Genomic DNA, 2396 nt, shown 5'->3' on the forward strand with positions numbered 1-2396 from the left:
GCGAGTTCTATTTTTCTTTTATAAGAAAGTTTTGCGTTAAGCGGGGATGCAAGGGCATGGCGTCTGATGCCCTTGCGTTAAAAATAAATTAAAAATATAAAGAAAAAAATACTTATTAATCAAAATAACTTTTAACAGAAAACAGAAAAATTTATTCTTTATGGCTTGATTTTTATTGAAAAAAATGATAATATATTGTGTAATTTGCAATATATTTAACTATATAGCAATTTATTTTATAAGTAAAACTATTGAAAGGAGAAATAAATGGCACACTCAAAATCATCTAAAAAAAGAGTTTTTATTGGTGAAAGAAATGCAGCTAGAAATCAAGCTATCAGAAGCAGAACTAGAACTTTCGTAAAAAAAGTGCTTGCCGCTGTTGAAGCTAAAAATGTCGACGAAGCTAAATCAGCATTACAAGTAGCATATAAAGAATTAGATAAAGCTGTAACAAAAGGTGTTATTAAGAAAAACACTGCATCAAGAAAAAAATCTAGATTAACATTAAAAGTTAATTCATTGGCAAATTAATTTTTTGCTACTGATTGATTTTAAAAAAATTTTTTTAAGATTAACAAAAATAAAAGACTATCATAATCTAAGGATAGTCTTTTTTATTACACAACTTTAATTACTTTTTCTAAAAAGTTCTCTTACTCTCAAATTATTTTTTCTACCTTTTAAAATCCATGAAATTGTAGCTTGAAAAAAATATAAGCTTTTTAACCAGTTTGGATTTATATAAATATCCTCATCACTTTTTAAAGTTAGAATATTAGCGGAAAATTTATCTAACACTTTACCTAAATTTTTTAGCGGTCCTCGCCCCAATGGATATTTTTTCAAATGTGGCAGCAATTCTCCTGCGCCTACGCCAATTCCTTGCCCCCATCTCGCATTAACCTTTTCACACCAATTTTTTATCTGCAAAATTGCTAATCGATTTTGCTTACTTTCATAAAATCCATTATTCACTATGCAATAAATTTTAGTTTCAGATTTTATAACTTTTTCCTCTTCAAATTTTACAAGTAATTTTAACAGATTGGACGGAATTCCATCAACATGCAAGGGAAAAAGAAATATTAAAATGTCGCTGTTATGAATTTCATTTTTAATCTTATCATCCAATCTAGCATAAATTGAATAATATTCTTTTATCTCATTTTCTTTAAGCAAAGATGATAAATAACTTCCCAATATTTCGGAATTGCTTTTAATTGCTTTTGGACTTCCATTTATTATACTAATTTTCATATCTCATCATTCTCCTAATCTTCCAAAAAAGAAACCTTAAAAGTTTTTACATCTAAATTCACGCTATTAGCCTTTACTATTTCTTTAGCGGCTATCTTTTCATTTGATGATAAATTTTTTCCATAAAAATACACATTTAATCCAAATTTTGTTTTATTTCGTGGGATATGATGCATCTCTTTATTTTTAAATTTAAAAAATGGCAACAAATATGGAATTGTCCTATCTAGCACATTTTTTACAAATGGACTGTAAGAACCATAGACACATTGACTTATAATTACGACTTTGTCTGCTTTTGAATATAATTTTGCTATATTTTCATATCCATCCCTAATTTTACATTTTCCTGGAGTTTTAATCCAGCATTCAAAACATCCCATACAGCTTTTAATCCTACCGCTGTCACAAATTATAGACACATCTTCATCAACTATTATTTTCCTTTGATTTATACTGTCTTTTATTTTATCCGTAATTTTTTCCTTTTTTTCAATTTTCCACTTTAAATTTTCTAATTTTTCATCATCTAAATCGTGTATAATTAATTCCATATTTCTCACCTTCCATAGACCATAGATATATTAAATCTATCTAAAATTTAACTGCTAAATATTAACAATTTAAGTTTCAAAATCTTACAATAACCAGCAACTTTCAATTCTATGATAAAACGTCTTAAAATTAAACTCAAACGCCATAACTATTTTACTCAAACCTTAAATTTACATAACTTTTAATAGTTTCTTTCAAATGTACTTGAGCATATTTTAGGGTTACCTTACTATACAAACTGATTTTATTATCTCCTCTATTTTCTCTTCCCAACTTTCAGAATACTTTATATCATTTGTAATCATTATTGTTGTTAATCCTTGTACCAAGGCCCACATTGCTATAATTTTATCTTGCATAGCCTGATTTGGCACTCCCATTTTTTCAAGTATTTTTATCGCCTCGATTTTTAATATACTAAAGGCTTTTTCGTTATTATTTTCTATTTCTGAAAACTTTGAAAATAAATCTATTTTCATATTTTTTCTTGAAATTATGAAATGATAATATCTGTGATTCTCACAAAAAAACATAACATATGTTTTTCCTAATTTTACCAATAAATCCTCTTGATTTTCATA

General features: G+C 26.7%; 3 protein-coding genes and 1 pseudogene. 1 reads left to right on the forward strand and 3 read right to left on the reverse strand.

Annotation, left to right across the window (positions count from 1 at the left end; genetic code table 11):
• Nucleotides 1–267: 267 nt before the first annotated feature.
• Nucleotides 268–534, forward strand: coding sequence for a 30S ribosomal protein S20 (rpsT, locus tag Q0370_RS04405; protein WP_006804906.1), 267 nt, complete (start codon nt 268–270; stop codon nt 532–534).
• A gap of 96 nt (nt 535–630) precedes the next feature.
• Here rpsT and Q0370_RS04410 read toward each other — a convergent pair whose 3' ends face one another.
• The 3 genes and pseudogenes from Q0370_RS04410 to Q0370_RS04420 form a co-directional block, all read right to left on the reverse strand.
• Nucleotides 631–1260 carry a hypothetical protein gene (locus Q0370_RS04410; RefSeq protein ID WP_299572643.1) on the reverse strand — a complete coding sequence of 210 codons (630 nt, stop codon included), beginning with the start codon at nt 1258–1260 and terminating at the stop codon, nt 631–633.
• Between the two features lie 14 nt (nt 1261–1274).
• A complete protein-coding gene (locus Q0370_RS04415) occupies nt 1275–1814 on the reverse strand; it encodes an NAD(P)H-dependent oxidoreductase (RefSeq protein ID WP_299572645.1) in 540 nt (179 codons plus the stop codon).
• Nucleotides 1815–2036: 222 nt separating this feature from the next.
• Nucleotides 2037–2396, reverse strand: a pseudogene (locus Q0370_RS04420) (TetR family transcriptional regulator); the annotation flags it as partial.

This window comes from uncultured Leptotrichia sp. (assembly GCF_938036635.1).
In the GTDB taxonomy this organism is placed as follows: Bacteria; Fusobacteriota; Fusobacteriia; order Fusobacteriales; family Leptotrichiaceae; genus Leptotrichia; species Leptotrichia hongkongensis.